This is a genomic window from Inhella inkyongensis (assembly GCF_005952805.1).
Taxonomy (GTDB): Bacteria; Pseudomonadota; Gammaproteobacteria; order Burkholderiales; family Burkholderiaceae_C; genus Inhella; species Inhella inkyongensis.
Map to the genome: position 1 here is coordinate 2,178,673 of NZ_CP040709.1, position 19,982 is coordinate 2,198,654.

At 64.0% G+C, this 19,982-nt stretch carries 18 protein-coding genes; 6 read left to right on the forward strand and 12 right to left on the reverse strand.

Going from position 1 to position 19,982, the window contains the following annotated elements:
- Window positions 1-151: 151 nt before the first annotated feature.
- Complete coding sequence (locus tag FF090_RS10385; protein WP_138856659.1) at window positions 152-2,392, reverse strand: heavy metal translocating P-type ATPase; 2,241 nt, start codon at window positions 2,390-2,392, stop codon at window positions 152-154.
- Between the two features lie 192 nt (window positions 2,393-2,584).
- Here FF090_RS10385 and FF090_RS10390 point away from each other — a divergent pair, with 192 nt between their 5' ends.
- Both FF090_RS10390 and FF090_RS10395 read left to right on the forward strand, forming a co-directional pair.
- Window positions 2,585-2,932: a CzcE family metal-binding protein gene (locus tag FF090_RS10390; RefSeq protein ID WP_138856660.1), complete on the forward strand. Its 348-nt coding sequence runs from the start codon at window positions 2,585-2,587 to the stop codon at window positions 2,930-2,932.
- A 179-nt stretch (window positions 2,933-3,111) separates the two neighbouring features.
- Window positions 3,112-4,125, forward strand: coding sequence for a porin (locus tag FF090_RS10395; RefSeq protein WP_138856661.1), 1,014 nt, complete (start codon window positions 3,112-3,114; stop codon window positions 4,123-4,125).
- An 87-nt stretch (window positions 4,126-4,212) separates the two neighbouring features.
- On the opposite strand, the gene FF090_RS10400 is transcribed toward FF090_RS10395, so the two are convergent.
- The 10 genes from FF090_RS10400 to FF090_RS10445 form a co-directional block, all read right to left on the reverse strand.
- Window positions 4,213-5,592, reverse strand: a complete 1,380-nt coding sequence (locus tag FF090_RS10400) for a heavy metal sensor histidine kinase (RefSeq protein ID WP_138856662.1) — start codon at window positions 5,590-5,592, stop codon at window positions 4,213-4,215.
- The gene (locus tag FF090_RS10405; protein ID WP_138856663.1) at window positions 5,589-6,281 is read right to left on the reverse strand and encodes a heavy metal response regulator transcription factor; all 693 of its coding nucleotides are present in this window, start codon (window positions 6,279-6,281) and stop codon (window positions 5,589-5,591) included. Before FF090_RS10405 ends, FF090_RS10400 begins: the two co-directional genes overlap by 4 nt.
- A gap of 42 nt (window positions 6,282-6,323) precedes the next feature.
- The gene (locus FF090_RS10410; RefSeq protein WP_138856664.1) at window positions 6,324-6,650 is read right to left on the reverse strand and encodes a hypothetical protein; all 327 of its coding nucleotides are present in this window, start codon (window positions 6,648-6,650) and stop codon (window positions 6,324-6,326) included.
- A gap of 40 nt (window positions 6,651-6,690) precedes the next feature.
- Entirely contained in the window at window positions 6,691-7,074 is a 384-nt protein-coding gene (locus FF090_RS10415) for a hypothetical protein (protein ID WP_175423614.1), read from the reverse strand.
- Window positions 7,075-7,108: 34 nt separating this feature from the next.
- Window positions 7,109-10,228, reverse strand: coding sequence for an efflux RND transporter permease subunit (locus tag FF090_RS10420; RefSeq protein ID WP_138856665.1), 3,120 nt, complete (start codon window positions 10,226-10,228; stop codon window positions 7,109-7,111).
- 9 nt (window positions 10,229-10,237) lie between these two features.
- Window positions 10,238-11,350 carry an efflux RND transporter periplasmic adaptor subunit gene (locus FF090_RS10425; RefSeq protein ID WP_138856666.1) on the reverse strand — a complete coding sequence of 371 codons (1,113 nt, stop codon included), beginning with the start codon at window positions 11,348-11,350 and terminating at the stop codon, window positions 10,238-10,240.
- Entirely contained in the window at window positions 11,347-11,889 is a 543-nt protein-coding gene (locus FF090_RS10430; RefSeq protein ID WP_138856667.1) for a hypothetical protein, read from the reverse strand. The genes FF090_RS10425 and FF090_RS10430 overlap by 4 nt, the downstream gene beginning before the upstream one ends.
- 18 nt (window positions 11,890-11,907) lie before the next feature.
- Window positions 11,908-13,122: a TolC family protein gene (locus tag FF090_RS10435; RefSeq protein ID WP_246071383.1), complete on the reverse strand. Its 1,215-nt coding sequence runs from the start codon at window positions 13,120-13,122 to the stop codon at window positions 11,908-11,910.
- A 184-nt stretch (window positions 13,123-13,306) separates the two neighbouring features.
- Entirely contained in the window at window positions 13,307-13,675 is a 369-nt protein-coding gene (locus tag FF090_RS10440) for a hypothetical protein (protein WP_138856668.1), read from the reverse strand.
- Window positions 13,676-13,709: 34 nt separating this feature from the next.
- Window positions 13,710-14,486: a transglutaminase-like domain-containing protein gene (locus tag FF090_RS10445; RefSeq protein ID WP_138856669.1), complete on the reverse strand. Its 777-nt coding sequence runs from the start codon at window positions 14,484-14,486 to the stop codon at window positions 13,710-13,712.
- Window positions 14,487-14,560: 74 nt separating this feature from the next.
- Here FF090_RS10445 and cadR point away from each other — a divergent pair, with 74 nt between their 5' ends.
- From cadR to FF090_RS10460, 3 genes are all read left to right on the forward strand, one after another.
- Window positions 14,561-15,034 carry a Cd(II)/Pb(II)-responsive transcriptional regulator gene (cadR, locus tag FF090_RS10450; protein ID WP_138856670.1) on the forward strand — a complete coding sequence of 158 codons (474 nt, stop codon included), beginning with the start codon at window positions 14,561-14,563 and terminating at the stop codon, window positions 15,032-15,034.
- Between the two features lie 45 nt (window positions 15,035-15,079).
- The gene (locus tag FF090_RS10455; RefSeq protein ID WP_138856671.1) at window positions 15,080-15,415 is read left to right on the forward strand and encodes a YnfA family protein; all 336 of its coding nucleotides are present in this window, start codon (window positions 15,080-15,082) and stop codon (window positions 15,413-15,415) included.
- A gap of 219 nt (window positions 15,416-15,634) precedes the next feature.
- Window positions 15,635-18,595 (forward strand): Tn3 family transposase, encoded by a 2,961-nt coding sequence (locus tag FF090_RS10460; RefSeq protein ID WP_138856672.1) that lies wholly within the window; start codon window positions 15,635-15,637, stop codon window positions 18,593-18,595.
- Between the two features lie 58 nt (window positions 18,596-18,653).
- Here the strand turns inward: FF090_RS10460 and FF090_RS10465 are convergent, their stop codons facing one another.
- Complete coding sequence (locus tag FF090_RS10465) at window positions 18,654-18,887, reverse strand: hypothetical protein (RefSeq protein WP_138856673.1); 234 nt, start codon at window positions 18,885-18,887, stop codon at window positions 18,654-18,656.
- Between the two features lie 130 nt (window positions 18,888-19,017).
- Between FF090_RS10465 and FF090_RS10470 the strand changes: the two genes are divergently transcribed.
- Window positions 19,018-19,944, forward strand: a complete 927-nt coding sequence (locus FF090_RS10470; RefSeq protein WP_138856674.1) for a LysR family transcriptional regulator — start codon at window positions 19,018-19,020, stop codon at window positions 19,942-19,944.
- Window positions 19,945-19,982 lie beyond the last annotated feature (38 nt).

Sequence of the window (19,982 nt, forward strand, 5' to 3'; positions counted from 1 at the left end):
CCACGCACACCTGCGGCTCATCCTGGCGCGCCTGCGACGCTTTTGCTGACCCTGCTCTTAGGTGGCTGCACTGGTCGAATTGCTCGTCAGCTCCCGCTCAACGCTCAATGCGCTGGCTCAGGCCGGCGCGATCTGAGTTGCTTTGGGCCGACTAGGGATTCGCTGATCGGCTCCTGAGCAGCCGCAATCCGTTGCCAACCACCAGCAGGCTAGCCCCCATGTCGGCAAAGACCGCCATCCACATGGTGGCGTTGCCGAACACCGCCAGCACCAGGAAGACCGCCTTGATGCCCAGCGCCAGGCTGATGTTCTGCAGCAGGATCGAATGGGTTCGACGCGACAGCTCAATCGTCTCGGGAACGCGTTGCAAGTCGTCGTTCATGATGACGATGTCGGCCGCCTCCATCGCGGTATGCGTTCCCGCTCCACCCATCGCAAAGCCGATATCGGACCTGGCTAGTGCCGGGGCATCGTTGATGCCGTCGCCGGTCATCGCCGACAGGCCGTAGCCGGCTCGGAGCTCGTCGATGGCCTTGAGCTTTTCATCGGGTAGCAAGGGCCCGCGGATTTCGCTGATGCCGGCCTCCTTACCCACCGCCTCAGCGGTCAGCAGGTTGTCGCCGGTCAGCATCACCGGCAGCACCCCGAGCTCCCTTAGGCGCTCAACGGCGCGGCGTGAACTCGGCTTGATGCGGTCGGCAACTGCTATCAAGGCCAGCACCTGGTCATCCGATACCAAAAGGGTCACCGATCTGCCCTGCAGCTCATGCTGCTTCAGCCGCGCCTCTAGCGCCGCGCTGCACAGGCCCAGCTCCTCCACCCAGCGGTGATTGGCGAGCTTCAGTGCTCGCTGATCCACCAGCCCCTGAACGCCACGGCCAGGCTGGGCAGCGAAGGCGTCCACCGCCAGCTCGTGGACCTCAAGCCCTGCCGCGATGGCTTTGGACACCGGGTGATCGGAGCGCGACGCCAGCGCCTTGGCCCAGCTCTGAAGCGGCGCCACATCGGCAGAGGCTGCGACCGGCTCGAAGACCACCAACCGCGGCCTGCCCTCGGTCAGGGTCCCGGTCTTGTCGAGCGCCACCACCTTGAGTTTGCGCGCCTCCTCCAGGTAGGCGCCGCCCTTGATGAGCACGCCCCGCCGCGCCGCCGCCGCCAGGCCGCTGACCACGGTGACTGGCGTCGAGATGACCAAGGCGCAAGGGCAGGCAATGACCAGCAGCACCAGAGCCTTGTAGACCGCCTGCATCCAGGTCCAGTCCATCAACCAGGGCGTCAGCGTGGCCACCAACAAGGCCAGCACAAAGATCGTCGGCGTATAGACGGCGGCAAAGCGATCCACAAGACGCTGAGTTGGTGCGCGGCTGCCTTGGGCTTCCTCAACGGCTCGGATGATGCGGGCCAGCAACGTGTCGCTGGCCGGAGCGGTGGTCCGGATCTCCAGCGCCGCGGCCTGGTTGACCGTGCTGGCAAACACCTCGTCGCCCGGCTCCTTGTCCACCGGGATGCTTTCACCGGTGACGGCGGACTGGTCCACCGCACCCTGGCCTGCACTGACGACACCGTCCAGCGGGATGCGCTCCCCAGGGCGCACGCGCACGATGGAGCCAACTGGCACGCTCCTGGCTGCCAAGCGCTGCCAACTACCGTCGGCCTGCTGAACCTCGGCATCTTCGGGAGCCAGTGCCATCAGGCTTTTGATGGCATTGCGTGCACGATCAACCGCGCGCGCCTCGATCAGCTCGGCGAACGCGTAGAGAGCCATCACCATCGCGGCCTCTGGCCACTGGCCGATGAGAAAGGCGCCGGTGACCGCCACGGTCATCAGGGCATTGATGTTCAGGCGGCGGGCGCGCAGCGCGTACAGGCCCTTCTTGTAAGTGCCGAAGCCAGCGAGCCATATCGCAAACGCGGCAAGGGCCATCTTGGCGATGTCGAAGGACAGCGCGGCCGGTGCAAAGAACTCCAACAACTCGGCTGCAATGGCCAGGGCCAACGCCAGCCCGAGGCGCGCCATGCCAGAGCTCAGGCTGCCGTACTCGTCGGCTGCGTGAGCGTTCGCGTCCTGCCGCGCCTGTGCATCGGCGGCAGCCAGCTGAAGTGGCTCAAAGCCGGCCTTCTTGATGGCCACCTCAGCAGCTGCAATGCTGGCCGCGTCGCCGGATAGCGCCAAGGTCCGCCGGCCCAGATCGAAGCGAAGGCTACCGATACCGGCAATCGGTGCAAGGGCGTTGCGGATCTCGGACTCCTCGCTGGCGCAGTCCATGTTGGCGATACGCCAGACCGTGCCATCGAAGATGCCTGCACTCGTCGCAATGTCATGTGCGGGTGATGCGCTCGCTTTGCTGCAGCAGCTGCCAGGCTCGGACTTGGGGTGATGATCTTGGTTCATGCCGTGATTTCAATCCCTGAAGCCGCTACAAGGTCAAGCTCTCGGTGCGCGGTGGCGGAGAGGCCCCGAGATGACAAATTTGTCATGTGAGTGACGGACGCCTGTCGAGGCCCGATTTCTAGAGTGAGCTCCGTGTTGAAGCAGTGTTGCGCTCTGGTTGTCAGAGCCCTGCGCTCAACGAAGGAGAGCACCATGTCCGTCATCAAGTCATTGACCATCACTGCCGTTGCGGTCGCCGCATTGGTGAGCACGTCGCCAGTGCTGGCTTCTAAGCCGGAGACTTTTGCCAACGGGCGCTCGTGGTATGGCGTGCCCAGCAGCACGGAAGTCGCCACGCAGATGGTCGATGTGAAGAGCACGCGCGCCATCAATGTCAACTGCGGTGACACCGTCACCTTCCGCAGTGGCGACAAGAGCTTCAGCTGGCGCTTTGACGTCGCCAACCACCGAGCCGTCGACCTGCGCAAGATTGCCCCGACCGGCTTCGCCGTCGAGAAGCTGATGGTGTACGTGAGTCCCAGCGTGTACGAGCGGAACTGATCGCTGGTGACCAATCCGTGAGCAGCACTGAGCCAACCATGAGTTGGCCGCACCAGGAAGCCAGAAACGTCGAACGAAAGATCGATGTGCGGATGTTGCTTCCTTGAACACCCGCATTGAGCCTCGTCAGGTTCCCGCCCACGAGGCTTTTCATTGTTCCCGTCTTCCATGGAGTTTTTATGACGAAGAGATGGTTGGTAGCTTGTCCCCTGCTGGTGGCGCTGCCGTTCGGCGCCCAAGCGCAAAGCAGCGTGACCCTGTACGGCATCGTTGATGCGGCGGTTGCGCTGGAAGACACCGGTGAGCCAGGACGCGGCAGCCGCAAGGTGCTGAACTCCGGCAACCAGTCGAGCAGCCGGCTCGGGTTTCGCGGTAGCGAAGACCTTGGCGCGGGCCTCAAGGCCGTGTTCAATCTTGAATCTGGCGTCTCGCTGGACACCGGCGCGGCGGATTCCGCTTTCTTCGGTCGGCGTGCCGTGGTCGGGCTGGAGGGAGGCTTCGGCGCCTTGATGCTGGGCCGCGAGTACGCACCGATTGCGGCCGTTGCCGGTGCGGCCGACATCATGGGCCAGGGCTTCTTTGGCACGAACCTTGGCGCATTCGCAAGCAATCGACTGACCCGCCGGCTGAGCAACTCCGTCACCTACGTGACGCCGCGCTTCAACGGGCTGAGGGCAAGCATCGCCGCGAGCCCCAGCGAGGGCGCCAGCGGCGCAACCCGAGTGTTGGGCAGCGCCGTCGAGTTCAATGCCGGACGTCTGTACGCCGGCGGTGGATATCACGACGTCGAGCGTCTCAACGGGCTCAAAGACAAGGAGTACGCGCTGGGCTTTGGCTACGGCATCGGTGATGTCGATGTAAAGGGCAATTACCTGGTCGCCGACCCCAGTGGTGCCGGCAACAAGTTCGAGCAGTTCAACATCGGCGCTTCGATCGGGCTGGGCAAGGGGCGCCTGTTCGGCAACGTCCAGTCCAACCGATTGGAGGGGGGCGCAAAGGGGACGGCGCTTGCCGCGACCTACTCCTACGAGTTGTCGCGGCGCACCAATGTCTACGCCTCCTACGCGCGGCTGAGCAATAACGCCAGCGGTCGCTTTGGGCTTAACTCGTCGAGCACCAGCGTGACCCCAGCCGCCAGCGCGCCCGGCGCCGATCCGTCGGTGATGGCGCTCGGCGTTCGCCATCGGTTCTGATCGGGCTTGCGACACAGTCCGCTCACAACAAGCGAGGCACAACAGCGAGCCTCGCTACCCAGCCAACTGAGCGTTGCCCATCAGCGCTCATGAGGGGGACCCGGTATGTATCTGCTCCAGCGCCCGATGGGCCTGGGGCAGGTACATGCCGACCTGTGTGCGCCCCGCATCGGAATACGCGAAGGTTCGACCCCCATGCATGCTTGCAATCGCATCGACGATAGCCAGACCGAGCCCGTGGTTGACGTCGCTTCGGGAGCGGGCGTGGTCAGCTCGGTAGAAGCGTTCAAAGATCCGGCGTAGCTCGGCCGCCGAAATGACTGGACCCTGGTTCTCTACCGCAACCGCCCACTCGTCGCTGCCGGCGGTCTCAATCCGGATGTAGATGCTTGAGCCGCCCTCGGCGTAGCGGGTTGCATTGCTGAGGAGGTTGGACAAGGCGCGTCGCATCAGGCCCGTATCCAGCACGATCTGTGCATCGCCGATGACCACAACCTGAACGCCGGCTTCTTGCAGAGCAGCGTCGTGAAAGTCAACCACCTCTAGTGCAATCTGCCGCAGCGATACGGCTGCACCTTGGCGAATCCGCCCGCCCTGGTCGGCCTTGGCCAGAAACAGCATGTCTCGGACGATGCCAGCCATGCGATCCAAGTCTTCCAAGTTGCGGGCCAGGATCTCGCGCAGCTCGTCAATGCTGCGCGTGCGCTGCAGCCCGAGCTGACAGCTGCCGATGAGCACCGACAGCGGCGTGTTGAGTTCATGTGCCACATCGGCATTGAAGGCCTCCAGTTGCCGATAGGCCCTGTCCAGCCGATCCAAAAGTTCGTTGAACTGCGCAATGACAGGTTGCAGTTCTTCGGGCTGCAGCGAGCCGTCCAGACGCATGTCCAAGCGGTCGGCTCGCAGATGCCGCAACTGCTGCACCAGCCCGTGCAAGGGCGCCATGGCCTGACGAACCATCCACGAACTGCCGGCAGAAACGATCACCGCGCCAGCCAGCGCGCAAACGCCCAGAATCCAAGCCAAGCGTCTCAGCAACTCCGCATCGCTGGCGGTATCCATGTACAGGGTCGCGGCGCTGGGGCCGGTGCCAAAGCCCTCCCCACTGACCACGAACTCAAGCCGCTTAGCTTGACGGTAGTCAGGCTCTGGCTGCATCCCTGCCGACAAAAATCGGCCATCAGCGAGTTTCAGCACCAAGCCCATTTCCTCGTGGCCGATCAGAAAGTCTTTGAGCATGTGCTCAAGCGCCGGCTTGTCGGCATTGGCGGACGTCTTGGCTAGCAGGTGGCGCACCATGGCCTTCTTTTCCACTAGGGTGGCGTCCTGTCGGTCCGACAAGGTCAACGAGGTGGCGACGTAGACGAGCGCACAGACCAGACCGAGGATGGCGAATGCCTGGATGGCCAGTCCTAGGCTCAGGCTTCTTGAAAGCGATTGACCCTGTGCCGCGATGGCTGCGCTCATGGTTCGCGCGCCTCCAGCACATAGCCCATCCCCCGCGCGGTATGCAGCAGCGGCCGATCAAAAGGTACGTCCAGCTTGCCGCGCAGTCGTCGAACGGCAACCTCAACGACGTTGGTTTCGCTGTCGAAGTTCATATCCCAAACCAGAGAGGCAATCTCGGTCCGGCTCAGAACCTCGCCCTGACGTCGCATCAGCAGGGTAAGGAGGTTGAACTCCTTGGCCGTCAGCTCGATGCGTCGTCCCTGGCGCACGACCTTTCGCCTCAACAGATCCAGCTCTAGATCGGCGAGCTTGAGGGTCGTCCCGGCGCCGACATGCGCTTCCTCGGCATGTGGGCGCCTGCGCAGCAGCGCCTGAATGCGTGCCAGGAGCTCGGGAAACGCGAAGGGCTTGAGCAAGTAGTCGTCTGCACCAGCCTGCAAGCCGGTGACACGATCATCGACATCGGCACGCGCCGTCAGCATCAGCACCGGCGTGTGATGGGTGCCGCGAAAAGCCTTGAGGAAGGCGATGCCGTCGATGCCGGGCAGCATGCGGTCCAGCACGACCAGGTCGTGAGCGTTCGTCGTAGCCGCATGCAGGCCGTCGACGCCGTTGTGAGCGATCTCCACCGTGTAACCTGCCTCGGTCAGGCCCTGCCGGATGTAGTTCGCCAGCCTCCGCTCGTCTTCAACTACCAGGATCTTCATGTTGGCGGCGGGATGCGGACATCGCGTTGTGCCACCGTTTTGTCAAGCATCGCGAGCCAGTTCGCAGCTATTGACGTTGAGCAGCACCTTGGACTGCGGCTCAGGGGCCTGCTTCGCCGGCATCGGGATGTACTTCCAGCGGGTCTGACCACTGGCACGGTAACTCACTGACACGTACTTGTCGCCAGGTCCCGCGCGTTTGCCACAGGCCGGGCGCTGGTACCAGCGCAACTCATCGTTGATGCTGCTGACCACACCCTTGCGCCAGCCGTCTTCCCAGGTGCGTCCGCCACTAAACGGTCGGCTGCTTGCGCAGCCTGCTAGCGTGATGACCGCCATGAGGGCGGCGAAGGAACTGGTAAGGCGCATGACGGGCTCCTCAAAGAAGGGGGCCGGAGCCCCCGTCAACTCACTTCAGCGTGAAGCGGACATTGGCCGGCTTCTTGCCGGCCAGGGTTACGGTGGCGACCAGCTTGGTGCCAGGACCGAGCTTGAACGGACCTTCGGCTTCCAACCTGTCATCGCCGGCTGGCTTCAACACGGCCTCGGTCTTGTCTTTGCCGCTGAGCAGCGTCAGCTTGCCGCTGGCGCCTGCCGTCTTGGCCGCCTTGCCGTGATCGCGCACGTGCAAGACGATGCGCTCGGGCTTGGCCACCAGCTCCCAGTCCATGTCGCTGGCTTCCATCACGATGCCGCCATGCAGCGGCTTGTGCTCATGGGCTTCGCCGTGGGCCCAAGTGCTGCTGGCCAGAATCAGAGCTGCGACAGCGGTGAGGGTCTTCATGTTCTTCATGCGAGTTCCTTTCGGGGTTAGGGAAAGCGGTGGGTCAGAAAGCGTCGGCATGGCGGTCGTTCATCAGTCGCTCGATGTCGCGGCGCCCGAACAACCAGACCATGGCCGGGGTAAGGAAGGTGTCCAGCAGGGTCGAGCTGATCAGGCCGGCAAAGATCACCACGGCCACCGGATGCAGAATTTCCGTCCCCGGGCGCTCGGCCTCGAAGAGCAGCGGCGCCAGCGCAAAAGCCGTTACCAGGGCGGTCATCAGCACAGGGCTGAGGCGTTCCAGCGAGCCGCGCAGCAGCATCTTGTGGTCGAAGGATTCGCCCTCGAAGCGCATCAGATTGATGTAATGACTGACCTTGAGGATGCCGTTGCGCACCGAGATACCGGCCAGGGTGATGAAGCCCACCAAGGCGGCAACCGATAGCGGCTGCCCGGCGAGTGCAAGACCCAGCACCGCACCGACCAAGGCCAGCGGGATGTTGGCCATGATCAGGAGCGCCAAGCGTGTGCTCTGGTAGCGGCTGAACAGCACGACGAACATCAGCAGGGCGGACACGATGGATAGCAGGCCGACCAAGCGAGAGGCCTCCTCCTGCGCCTGGAACTGCCCGCCGAGGGTGACGAAGTAGCCCTCGGGCATCTTGGTGTCGGCAACGACCGCACGGATGTCCGCGACGATCTCTGACAGCGCTCGTCCTTGGGCGTTTGCCGACAACACGATGCGCCGCTTTCCGTCGTCGCGGCTGACCTGGTTAGGGCCGTCGCCTTCTTCGATCTGCGCCAGCTTGGACAGCGGCACCGCACCCTTGGGTGTCTCGATGAGCACCTTGGAGAGCCCGTCGGCCGAGCGTGCCGATTCCGGCAGGCGCATCACCAGCGCGAAGCGCCTGCCGCCTTCGACGATCTGGGTGATCTTCTCGCCCTCGACCAGGGACTGAAGGGTCTGTAGCAGCTGCGGTGCCGGCAGGCCATAGGCGGCCGCGGCGTCGTAGTCGACCAGCACCTTGATTTGCGGCGCCAGCACCTGCTTCTCGATCTCCAGGTCGGCGACGCCCGGAATGGCCGCCAGCTTGCTACGCAGCAAGTCGGCCTGACCGCGCAGGGTGTCGAGGTCCTCGCCGAAGATCTTGATCGCGATCTGCGAGCGAACACCGGAGAGCATGTGGTCGATTCGATGCGAGATCGGCTGGCCGATAGCGACTGCAGCGGGCAGGTTGATCAGACGCTTGCGAATGTCGGCGTTGATCTCGTCCATGCTGCGGGTGATCTCACCGGCTGGCTTGAGACCGACGTCGAGCTCGCTGACGTGAACACCCTCGGCATGCTCGTCGAGTTCTGCACGGCCGCTGCGCCGGCCGACATGGGTGACTTCGGGAACCTGCTTGACCAATACCTCGGCTTGGCGCGCGACCGCCGAAGACTCTGCGAGGGTGACACCGGGATTGAGCCGAAGGCCGATCAGCAGCGTGCCTTCGTTGAACGGTGGCAAGAAGGTAGTCGGAAAGAACGGCACCGCCGCCGCAGCAGCAAGCACTGTGACTACACCGGCGGCTAGCGCGGCGCGCGGGCGATTGAGCACCGCCTGCAGCGACTTCTCGTAGCGGGTCTTCAGCCAGCTCAGCAGCTTGGTGTCGCCGTGGTCCAGCGATTTCATGCGTGGCAGCAGGTAGGCGCTGAGCACCGGCGTCACCGTCACCGAAACGACCAGACTGGCGAGGGTCGAGACGATGAAGGCAATGCCCAAGGGCACGAATAACCGACCCTCCATGCCCGGTAGCGCGAACAGCGGCACGAAGACCAGCACGATGATGACCGTGGCGTAGAGGATGGCCGAGCGCACCTCCATGGTGGCCATCGCAACCACTTCGAGCGGATTGAGTCGGTGGTCGTGGTGCTTGGCGCGATCCTCCTTGAGCCGTCGCATGACGTTCTCGATGCCGACTACCGCGTCGTCTACCAGGCCGCCGATAGCAATGGCCAGACCGCCCAGGGTCATGGTGTTGATCGACAGGCCAAAGTACTTGAAGACCAGGGCCGTGATGAAGATCGACACCGGGATGGCCACCAAGGCGATGACCGTCGTGCGCAGATTCCCAAGGAACACCAGCAGAATCACTGCCACGAAGATCGACGCGCCGATCAGCTTGCCCTGCAGCGTGGTGATCGACGCCTCGATGAAGCTGGCCTGTCGGAACGTGACCTGGGGCTTCTCCATTCCGGTCGGCAGCGAAGCCTTCATTTCCTCCAAGGCCGTCTCGATCGAGCGGGTCAACGCGATGGTGTCTGCCGTGGGCTGCTTCTGGATGCCGAGGATGACCGCCGGTTTGCCTTCGAAGCCGGCGTCGCCGCGCTTCACGGCGGCAGCGAACCGTACCTCAGCCAGCTGTCGCAGCAGAATGCTCTGGCCGTTGCGCACGCCGACCGCCAGGTTCTTCAAAGCGTCCAGGCTGGACGTTCGACCGAGGTGGCGGATCAAGTACTCGCGACCGTTTTGTTCCAGGAAGCCGCCCGAGGTGTTCGAGGCGAAGCCTTTGATTGCCGCCTCCAGTTGCTCATGCGTGACGCCGAACTGCGCCATGCGCGCGGGATCGGGTTGCACCTGGAATTGGCGAACCTCGCCGCCTATCGGGATGACCTGCGCCACGCCGGGGATGGCCATCAGGCGCGGACGCAGTACCCAGTCGCCGTACTCGCGCACTGCCATCGCGGAAATCTTGTTGGGATCGATCGGGATCGCGATCTGCAGGATCTCGCCCATGATGGAGCTGATTGGCCCCATTCGCGGCACGACGCCCTCAGGCAGGCCCTCCTCCATGCTGGAGAGTCGCTCTGAGACCATTTGCCGGGCGCGGAAGATCTCCGTGCTCCAGTCGAAGGTGACGTAGAGGAAGGACAGGCCGGCGCTGGAGGTGGAGCGAACTGACTCCACGCCGGGCAGGCCGTTCATCGTCGTTTCCAGCGGGAAGCTGATCAGCTGCTCGACCTCCTCAGCAGCCATGCCGCCCGCCTCGGTCATGATCGTGACGGTCGGCTTGTTGAGGTCTGGGAACACATCCACTGGGGTGCGCGACAGGGTATAGGCGCCGTAGAAAACCAGCACCGCGGAGGCGATCAGGACGAGCAGACGGTTGGCCAGGCTGCTCTGCAATAGCCACTTGAACATGGTGGCTCCTCAGCGGATCTGGTTGACGAGGGTCGCGCCCTCAACGACCACCAACTCGCCGTCCTGCAGTCCATGGGTGACGGCAACGCTGCTGCCATCCAGCGGCGTGGCCTGCACTACCTTGGGAACGAAGCGCTCCGGGGCCGCCTTGACCCAGACGATGGTCTGGTTGGCTGGGTTCTTGGCCAGTGCAGCGGCGGGAACCGCCAGCGCTTCGACGCTGCTTCGGGTCTGCACCACGACCTTGGTGGGCTGGCCCACCGCCAACTGCATCTTGCTGTCCACCAGTGCAAACTGCAGCGGCAGGGCTTGGTCGCGCAGGCTGCCAGCAGCACCCAGGAAGCTCAGCGCTTGCCGCTGGCCGCTGCCGGCCAAGTAGGCCTTGCCGACATCTCGCGCCAGCTCAGTGTCGTAGGCTAGCGCCTCGACCCGCAGCCGCTTAGGGTCGACCACCTCGATCACTAGGTCGCGCGCATCGACGACCTGGCCGGCCAGCGCATTGGCGGATGCGATGACACCGGCGACCGGCGAAACCAGCGCTTCGCGGCCGCTGAGACCGGCACCCAATGCCTTGATGCGCTCGCGGTGGCTGGCCAGCTCGCTCTGGGCCGCCTCGATCTCACGACGCGGCACCGTGTCGGACAGCTCCTGCAGGCGAGCCAGGCGCTTCTCGGCCAGGCCGAGGCTGGCGCGAAGCTCGGCGATCTGCGCGGCCTGGCCCGAGCGTTCCAGCGCGCCGGCAACCGGCTCCACATAGGCCAGTACCTGACCGCGACTGACCCTTTGCCCGAGGGCTGGCAGACCATTGGGCGGCGCCAGCAGGCGGCCGGCCTGCGTCGCCTGCACCTTGCCGCCGGCATTGGGATCCATGATGACCATACCCTGCAACTCGAAGGCGCGTGGCAGTGCGGCCTTGCTGACCGGCTGGGTGCGCACACCCATCTGGCGCTGCGCCGGCTTGGGCAGGAAGACCGAGCCATCGGGCTGCCGCTGCGGCCCACCGGCCGTCACCGGCGCGGCTTCATCGCCGTGGTCATGTCCAGGGCCAGCCCAAGCCGGAGCGAGGGAGAGCGCGATGGCCGAGGCCAGCAGGCTTGCGATTCGTTTCGGCGAGTTCTTCATGCTGCTTTCCCAAACTGAGACTTCTTCTTGCGGCGGCTCCAAAGGACGACAGCGCCGAACACGACGGGGCCAGCAACGATTGCAGGTGCAAGAGCCACCCAGTTGCGGCGATGGACATGGGGCTCCTCACCAGCCTCGCCATGCAAATCCAGCTCGCCGGCAAGCAGGTCGGCATCGCTCTCGGTGCTCACCGTTGCGGTGATGGGTATCACGCCGGGCTTTGGCGCTTGCGGCAGTTCAACGCGGAAGCTGCCGTCTGGCTGGGCGACTGCCTGCAGCTTGGTGCCGGCGAATTCGATCTCCAGTTGGGCCTTGGTGACCGGCACATTGCTGGCTGCTTGGTCCAGGTAGAGGGTGATGGTTTTGCCATCGAGAACACCGACGAGCTCGAAGCTATCGGACTGGGCGACGAAGCGTGGCAGCGACGGGCCGCTGGCCGTTGGTGCCTCATCGCCGTGGTCGTGGCCGGGACCGGCCCACACGGGACCAAGCAAGGCACTGCCAAACAGCAGCGCGGGGAGGAGATGTTTGAGTTTCATGAGATGAATCGCTAGGGCTTAGGGCTGACCTGGCAGCAGGCCCAAGGCCTGGCGCAGGGTGGCGATTGCGTGATGGACTTCGATCCGGGCGCGGGCCTGCTCGCGCTGGGCCGTGGCGGCTTCGAGCTCGACGCGCAGTCGGGTGGGCAGATCGGTTTCGCCCAGTCGGAACGATTTGTCGAAGAAGCTGCGGCTTTCCTCGGCAAGGCGGGCGCGCTCACTGGATGTGGCCAGGACCGTGCGCGCTGCGCTCAGGGCAGCTCGGGCACTGCGCACGGAGGCCTGCAGGCGCTCCTGCTCGCGCTCTGCAGCCACTTCGGCTTCGATCTGCTCTGCACCTGCATTGGCGATCGCGGCACGATGCTTGTCGCTGCTGCCGAGTGGGAAGCGCAGGCCGATGGTTACCGACCCGCTGTTCGCCTCCCCGCGTGCAGCTCGCTCGCGGGTTTGCAGCAGCGTCAGCTCAGGATTGCCTCGCGATTGCACCCGAGCGAGAGCTGCCGCGCTCTTGGCCGCCAATGACTTGGCTTGTAGGGACTGCAGTTGCGGATGAGGTAGGCCAGCGGCGTCAGACGCGGGCTCGGCCTCAGCGTCCTCCGCCACCTGCAGCGGTGCATCCAGCGCCACGCCAAGAAGAGCGCGCAAGGACTGCTCGCTCGCCAGGGCCTTTGCCCGCAGCTGCGCGTACTCCCCTTGTGCGGTGGCTGCCGCGCCGTCTGCCTGGTGCTGGTCGGCCTTGGACAGCTCGCCGGCCTTGACGCGACGGGCGACGTCGGCCGACAGGCGCTGACTGGCCTGCCAGCGGGTATCCGCTGCGGCCAACTCTTCCTGGTCGCGGCGCAGGGTCCACCAAGCATCGCGCAGAATCTGTGCCAGGTGCCATTGCGCGAGCAGGGCCTGGGCGTCCGTGCCCCGGGCCAACGCGTCGGCGAGATCCTGCGTGCGCCGGCGCTCGCCAGGCAGCCATAGCGGCACGGCGACACCAAACTCCAGCTCGCGAGCATCCTGGCGGGCGTTGAACCGATCGCTGCGGACCGAGGCCTCCAGCGCCGCAGGCTCTGGCGTCCAGGCCTGCGCAGCCTGCCTGAGGGCTTGGCTGGCATCGCGCCGCTGCGCTAGAGCGCGGGCTTCTGGTTGCCGCTCCCAGGCTTGAACAAAGGCCTGCTGAAGCGTGAGGGGCGACGAAGCCGTCGCCGAGGTTTGGGCGCGACTGGGCGCGCCTCCGAAAGCCAACGCGAGGACAGCTATGGCTGCCAGGATCAAGCGCGCAGGCGGTCGACTTTGAATAGACCGAGACATCCGATGCTCCGAAGTGGGAAAGAACCACGGGGAGATCGGCGCAGAGACCGTCACGGCAGTTGCCGTGAGCGCCCGGCTCGTCGCCTGGCGTGTCGTTAAGAGAAAGGTCCCTCGCCGATCAGGCGAGGGTTTGCCACTGAGGCCGCTCGGGCCTGGGTTGGATCAGCAGCAAACGCCGCGCGACGTGTTCATCGATCCAGCGCGTGTCTGCTCCGTCGGCAACGAGACTGACAGTTGCCACTGGAATGGGGGTCAAGTGCCCATGGCAGTGGTTGCCGCAATCAGCGTCGTATCCCGCTTCGAAAATGATCCTCGAGTCAGGCTCCGACTCGTCGGCCGTCGTCACATCGCTCTGGGCATGTGTCTTGGAATGCAGCACATGCTCATCGAACGATTCGTGCTCATCACCGCAATAAGCGCCGATGGCTGCCCAGCTGAACTGGATCGGCAGCAGGGCGATCAGCAAGATGAGCAACCAGCGATTCATGACGACAGTCTAACCAGAGTGATTTATCCAAGACTCAGCGCGGCCCACCGACGGCGACGCCGCTGGAGGAGCTCCGCTCGGGTTGGAATTGGCGAATGGTCTCAACGCGCTCATTCATTTGATGGCGCACGTGGTGCTCGAACAACCACTGTTTGAGCGGCGGGAGATTGACACCGCGAGCCTTGTAGAAGGCGTCCGGGTCGTCAAACAGCCCGAAGTCCTCCGCAATGCCCTCTCGCTGGATATAGGTTGAGCGACCACTCCAGGCGACCTCGGGCTGCTGCAGGTTTGTCGTTGCGACGCCGTAGCCGCAGAAGCGCTGCGCCGTCGGGAAGCGTTGCTGCAGTGCGCTGAGGTAGGGCTGATCGAGGATGAAGCCCTCCAGCTCGATCCAGCGTCCGTCAACCCAGACCTCGACCCAGCTGTGCAGGATGCGCTGCGGCGTGAGCGGGTAGGCCCACGGCGGGATGGCGCCGCGCTGCAACTGCTTGTTGATGGTGAAGCCATGCAGGCGGCAGGGCACGCCCAGCGCACGCAACAAGGCCATCAGCAGGGTGGACTTGGTGTTGCACTGACCGTAACCATCGGCGAGAACGCGCGATGCGGGCAACTCATCTCGAGCGTTGTAGCCGAAGCGGATATCGCTGCGCACGAACTCGTAGGCTGCACCGACGCGCTCCAGCAGTGGCAGCTCGCTCCAGCCGCGGTCCGCGATCAGTTGGACGATGCCGGTGTGTTCGAAGTCCAGCAGTGGCGTGCGCTTCAGGAGCGATGGCTGATCTATGACGTCGGCGCGCTTGAACTGGGTCATGGTGGGCTTTCTGGTCGAATGCCGGCATTGAAAACCTTGAACCAGGTACAAAGTCAAGACCTGCAGGAGATAGTATGAAGATTGGCGAACTGGCCAAGGCCACCCAGACCCAGACGGAAACGATCCGCTACTACGAGCGCGAAGGCCTGCTTCCCGCGGCGCCGCGCACCGACTCGAACTACCGCCGCTATGGGCCTGGCCATGTAGAACGGCTGGCTCTGATCAGGCGCTGTCGGTCGCTGGACATGAGCCTGGATGAGGTGCGAGAACTACTCCGCATCCGGGACGACCCGGACGCCGGATGTGGCGAGGTGAATGATCTACTGGATGAGCACATCGAGCATGTCAGCGTCCGGCTCAAGGAGCTCAAGGCATTGCGGGGGGAGTTGCAGGCTTTGAGGGCGCGCTGCACCAACCCTCAGAGTGCCAAGGCCTGCGGCATTCTTGAAGGGCTTCGGCAAGGTGATGGAGCGGCGCCTCATGCCTCGGGCAACCATCTGTCGCACACGCATTCGCGCGGAACTATTCGCTCTCGTGGTCCTGGGTGACATGCAGCTCGGATTTGACCGTCAAGGGGCTTCGACCTTTCCGGCATGGATCTTCTGAAGACTTTTTCCCTCTTCGTCGCTACGGCGATCGCCGAGATCGTCGGCTGTTACTTGCCTTACCTTTGGCTGAAGCAGGATCGGTCCGCCTGGCTGCTTTTGCCGGCGGCGTTCAGCCTCGCGCTGTTCGCCTGGCTGCTGTCGCTGCACCCCACGGCCGCAGGGCGGGTCTACGCCGCCTACGGCGGTGTCTACGTCGGCGTCGCCATCGTCTGGCTAATGCTGGTCGACAAAGTCCGGCCGACAACTACCGACTGGGTCGGCGTCGCCGTCAGCCTGCTGGGCATGGCCATCATCATGTCCGGGCCACGATCGAATCTGTGAAGCAGCACTGACAACTGGAGACCAGGGGCATGCGGACAGCCAGACCTTTGGCCCGCAGCGTTGTTCAGAGCTTCGCCTTCTTGCTAGGCCGCCTGTCACGCTGAGGCGCCGCTGATTCTGAATACCATCCGTCGCCATGACGGATTGAGGCGGGCAGTCCCGGGGCCAAGATCCACCTGGAATTCGGCACAAAGCCGACCCGACCAAGGATCAGGCCCGATGAGCAGCATCCATGAAACTGCCTATCCGCAGCTGCGTGCCGACTTCGCCGAGAAGGACCTTCTGGCGCTGTTCACACCCACGCCGCAGGAGCGACGATTTATCGCCGAAGCGTACCGGCGCGTCACCACGCAGGCCCTGATTGCTATCCAGCTCAAGGCGCTGCAGCGCCTGGGTTACTTCACCATGATGATCGACGTGCCCGCGGTGATCGTTGGGCATGTCTGCCGGCGCCTGCGCATCCCGGTCTTGTCTTCCGCCGCGTTGAAATCCTATGACGAGTCCGGCAGCAAGTCGATCCACCAGCGCCTGCTTCGCGAATACGTTGGGCTGCGTGTGCTGGGGACTGATGGGCATGACTGGCTGGAGGAGCAAGCCATCAAGGCGGCTCAGACCAAGCAGGAATTGCCGGACATCATCAATGTGTTGTTGGAAGAGCTGCTTCACCATCGCTACGAGCTACCCGGCTTCGTCACCTTGTCGCGCGCCGCGGCTCGTGGTCGAACCAAGGTCAATGGGGAAATCCAGCGCCGGATTGACGCCTCGCTCAACGACCAGCAGCGCGGCCAGATCGACCATCTGTTCACCACGCGTGCCGGCCGCAGTCAGTGGGAGCAGCTCAAGCGCGAGCCCAAACAGCCCACCGTGCGAGAGGTGGCGAGCTATTTGACACACATAGAGGCCATGCGCAGGCTGGCCGACGCGCTGCCCAAGCCCGAGGACGTCCCCGTGTCCAAGCGTACCCAGTTCGTGCTCGAAGCGCGGGCTCTGAATGTGCGCGAGATGATGGCCCTCAAGCCCACCAAGCGCTATGCGCTGGCGGTCCTGCTGATTCAGGCCCAGTTGCAAAAGGCTGTGGACGACGTCGCGGAGATCTTCATCCGCACCGTCCGCAACATGCACAACCTGGCCCGCGAGCGCCTGAAGCAGTACCAGCTGGAGCATGTCGAACTGGGTGAGGCCTTGATCGCGCAGTTCCGGGAGATGCTGACGGCCTTCGAGGACGAGAGCAGCGATCCCGAGCGCGTCCAGAGGATGCGCGGCATGCTGGGCGAAGACCCTGCGGGCTGGATCGAGCGCTGCGACGAGCACATCGCATTCGCTGGGAACAACTACTACCCGTTCATGCTGCAGCCCTACCGCAGCAAGCGGGCCTTGCTGTTCCAGTGTCTCGACGCCATGCTGCTGAAGTCCTCGTCGCCCGACGACAGCCTGCTGCGCGCGATCGCCTGGATGAGCCAATACCGCTCCAGCCACAAGGAGCATGTGCGGGCCGATGCCGGCTTTGGTGTCGTCGACCTCGACTGGCTGACCGACAAGAAGTGGCGTGCGCTGATCGAGGGAAGCGACGCTTCCTCAGGGCTCGTTCACCGGAAGTACCTCGAGCTGTGCGTGTTCTCCCACGTCATGGAGGAGCTGAAGTCGGGCGACCTGTATGTGCAAAACAGCGATCAGTTCGATGACTACCGCGACCATCTGGTGAGCTGGGAGCAGTTCGATGCCGAGGTAGGGGATTACAGCGCCATGGTGGGCCTGCCGGCCGATGGCAGTGCGTTGGTGGCGCTTCTCAAGCAGCAGTTGCTGGACCTGTCGCAAAAGGTCGATGACCAGTTCCCGGACAACGAACACGTGGCGATCACCGAGACCGGCCTGCTGATCCGGCGCACCGATCGCATGCCACCGCCGGAAGGTTTGCCTGAGGTCGATCAGGCCATCACGAACTCGATGGCCACCACCAGCATCCTGGACGTGCTGACGGAAACGGAGCGTTGGCTCGACTTGCACAAGCTATTTGGACCCCTCTCAGGCTTTGAGAGCAAGGTCGACGACCCGCGCAAGCGGTTCCTGACCACCTTGTTCTGCTACGGCTGCAACCTGGGTCCGACCCAGACGGCCCTGTCGGTCAAGGGCCTCTCCAGAAAACAGGTGGCGTGGCTGAACTTGCACCATGTCACCGAAGAGCGCCTGGACAAGGCGATCTTCAAGGTAGTCAATTCGTACAACCGCTTCTCGTTGCCGCAGTACTGGGGCACGGGCAAGAGCGCCTCGGCCGACGGAACCAAATGGAATGTGTACGAGCAGAACCTGATGTCCGAATACCACCTGCGCTACGGCGGCTACGGCGGTATCGGGTATTACCACGTCTCCGACATGTACATCGCGCTGTTCGGCAACTTCATCCCTTGCGGCGTCTACGAGGCGGTCTACATCCTTGACGGCCTGGTCAAGAACGAGTCAGACATTCAGCCGGACACGCTGCACGGCGACACCCAGGCCCAGAGTGCCCCTGTGTTCGGCTTGGCGCATTTGCTTGGCATCAAGCTAATGCCCCGCATCCGCAACATCAAGGAGTTGATCTTCTTCAAGGCAGAGCCAGGCGTGCCCTACAAGCACATTCAAAGCCTGTTCCGCGGCACGATCGACTGGGATCTGCTGGCCTTGCACTATCGGGACATGCAGCGCGTGGCCGTGTCCATCAAGCTGGGCAAGATCACGCCGTCCATGATCCTGCGGCGCCTGGGTACCTTCAGCCGCAAGAACAAGCTGTACTTCGCCTTCAGGGAGCTCGGGCGGGTGATCCGCACGATGTTCCTGCTGAACTACATCAACGATGCGGAGTTGCGTCGCTCGATCCACGCCGCGACCAACAAGAGCGAGGAATTCAACAACTTCGTGAAGTGGCTGTTTTTCGGCGGGGAGGGCACCATTGCGGAGAACCTGCGTCACGAGCAGCGCAAGGTCATCAAGTACAGCCAGCTGGTGGCCAACATGGTCATCCTGCATAACGTGCAATGGATGTCACGCAGGCTCAAGGAGCTCCAGAGCCAGGGCTTCCAAGTCGGCGAGCCGGTGCTCAAAGCGCTGTCGCCGTACCGGACCGCGCACATCAACCGCTATGGTGACTACACGCTGGATCTGTCTCGGCCGGTCGAGCCCATTGACTACAAGATCAAATTCTGATTGCCTGACAATGACTTAGGGGCATTTCTGCGGATTTTTCAGGAATCACGGCCAACCCTCAGCTCCCACCATTCACGCGCCAGCTGATCTGCACCTTGGGCAAGGCCTGACCGAGCCCATCCACGGGCTCCACCCGCAGCGCCGGGCGCACCTCCAAGGTACAGGCCACACCCTCATCGTTACCCCCACCGCAGGCCGTGAGCGATGCCAAGAGCATCCACAAGGCGGAACCATGGATCAGTCGGGGCAGCAACTGCCGGGAGGAGAAGAACGGTGCAAGGTGCTTGCGCATGGCGATCGAGGAGTCGGTGAGATGTTGGTGCGGTGCCCGGACCTGCGCCGGCGGCTCAGGGAGTCACCATGCTATCCATGCAAAATTGACTCAATGCCCCCCGTTTCGCACAAGGCTCATACATTTCTGCATGAATCAGATCGACTGGAATCAGCTACGCGCCTTCCTCCACGCCGCCGAGACAGGGTCGATGTCGGCAGCCGCGCGCCGGTTAGGGCTCTCGCAACCGACGCTGAGCCGACAGGTGGCGGCCATCGAACAAGGCCTGGGCGTGGCCTTGTTCGAACGCATCGGCAAGTCGCTCAAGCCCACGGCCGCCGCGCTGGCGCTGCTGGAGCATGCGCGCAATATGGGGGCCGCGGCCGAGGAGCTGAGCCTGGCCGCCACCGGCCACGCGCAGGCCATCGACGGCGTGGTCAGCATTTCGGCCAGCGACATGGTCGCGGCTTGGCTGCTGCCGCCCGTGCTGCGCGCCTTGAACGAGGAGGCACCCGGGCTGCGAATCGAGATCGTCACCACCAACGCGCTCTCGGACCTGCGCCGCCGCGAGGCCGACATTGCCGTGCGGCATGTGCGGCCCAGCGAACCCGAACTGATTGGCCGCCTGTTGCGCGAGGCCAGCGCGGGCTTTTATGCCGCGCAAGACTGGGTGCATCGCCACGGTCACCCACGCACGGCAGCCGAAGCCGCCGGCCATCGCTTTGTGGGCGCCGACCGCCAGGGCCACTATCTCGGCTACTTGCGGGCCCATGGCCTGCCCCTGAGCGAGCCCGTCTTCAGTTGCTATGCCGAGAACTCCTCCACCGCCTGGGCCTTGGTCCGCCAGGGCCTGGGCATTGGCGCCATGATGGAAGAAGTGGCGGCAGGCTGCCCGGACGTGGTGCGCGTGCTCGACGAGGTGCCCTTGGTGCGCTTCCCGATTTGGCTGGTCACGCACCGCGAACTGCACACCGCCCGTCGCATCCGGCTCGTGTTCGACCGACTGGCCGAGGCTTTGGGTGCGCCTCCCGCACCGGTGGGGCACCAGACCGGCCGGCCCGCGCGCCGCACAGCTTGAGTTGGCTGCAACGGCCCAGCGCCTGCCTGGATCGACCC

What these genes read in the sequence shown, in the direction of transcription:
- FF090_RS10385 (WP_138856659.1), bottom strand. Translation starts at nt 2,392, where the DNA reads ATGAACCAAGATCATCACCCCAAGTCCGAGCCTGGCAGCTGCTGCAGC.
- FF090_RS10390 (WP_138856660.1), top strand. Translation starts at nt 2,585, where the DNA reads ATGTCCGTCATCAAGTCATTGACCATCACTGCCGTTGCGGTCGCCGCA.
- FF090_RS10395 (WP_138856661.1), top strand. Translation starts at nt 3,112, where the DNA reads ATGACGAAGAGATGGTTGGTAGCTTGTCCCCTGCTGGTGGCGCTGCCG.
- FF090_RS10400 (WP_138856662.1), bottom strand. Translation starts at nt 5,592, where the DNA reads ATGAGCGCAGCCATCGCGGCACAGGGTCAATCGCTTTCAAGAAGCCTG.
- FF090_RS10405 (WP_138856663.1), bottom strand. Translation starts at nt 6,281, where the DNA reads ATGAAGATCCTGGTAGTTGAAGACGAGCGGAGGCTGGCGAACTACATC.
- FF090_RS10410 (WP_138856664.1), bottom strand. Translation starts at nt 6,650, where the DNA reads ATGCGCCTTACCAGTTCCTTCGCCGCCCTCATGGCGGTCATCACGCTA.
- FF090_RS10415 (WP_175423614.1), bottom strand. Translation starts at nt 7,074, where the DNA reads ATGAAGAACATGAAGACCCTCACCGCTGTCGCAGCTCTGATTCTGGCC.
- FF090_RS10420 (WP_138856665.1), bottom strand. Translation starts at nt 10,228, where the DNA reads ATGTTCAAGTGGCTATTGCAGAGCAGCCTGGCCAACCGTCTGCTCGTC.
- FF090_RS10425 (WP_138856666.1), bottom strand. Translation starts at nt 11,350, where the DNA reads ATGAAGAACTCGCCGAAACGAATCGCAAGCCTGCTGGCCTCGGCCATC.
- FF090_RS10430 (WP_138856667.1), bottom strand. Translation starts at nt 11,889, where the DNA reads ATGAAACTCAAACATCTCCTCCCCGCGCTGCTGTTTGGCAGTGCCTTG.
- FF090_RS10440 (WP_138856668.1), bottom strand. Translation starts at nt 13,675, where the DNA reads ATGAATCGCTGGTTGCTCATCTTGCTGATCGCCCTGCTGCCGATCCAG.
- FF090_RS10445 (WP_138856669.1), bottom strand. Translation starts at nt 14,486, where the DNA reads ATGACCCAGTTCAAGCGCGCCGACGTCATAGATCAGCCATCGCTCCTG.
- cadR (WP_138856670.1), top strand. Translation starts at nt 14,561, where the DNA reads ATGAAGATTGGCGAACTGGCCAAGGCCACCCAGACCCAGACGGAAACG.
- FF090_RS10455 (WP_138856671.1), top strand. Translation starts at nt 15,080, where the DNA reads ATGGATCTTCTGAAGACTTTTTCCCTCTTCGTCGCTACGGCGATCGCC.
- FF090_RS10460 (WP_138856672.1), top strand. Translation starts at nt 15,635, where the DNA reads ATGAGCAGCATCCATGAAACTGCCTATCCGCAGCTGCGTGCCGACTTC.
- FF090_RS10465 (WP_138856673.1), bottom strand. Translation starts at nt 18,887, where the DNA reads ATGCGCAAGCACCTTGCACCGTTCTTCTCCTCCCGGCAGTTGCTGCCC.
- FF090_RS10470 (WP_138856674.1), top strand. Translation starts at nt 19,018, where the DNA reads ATGAATCAGATCGACTGGAATCAGCTACGCGCCTTCCTCCACGCCGCC.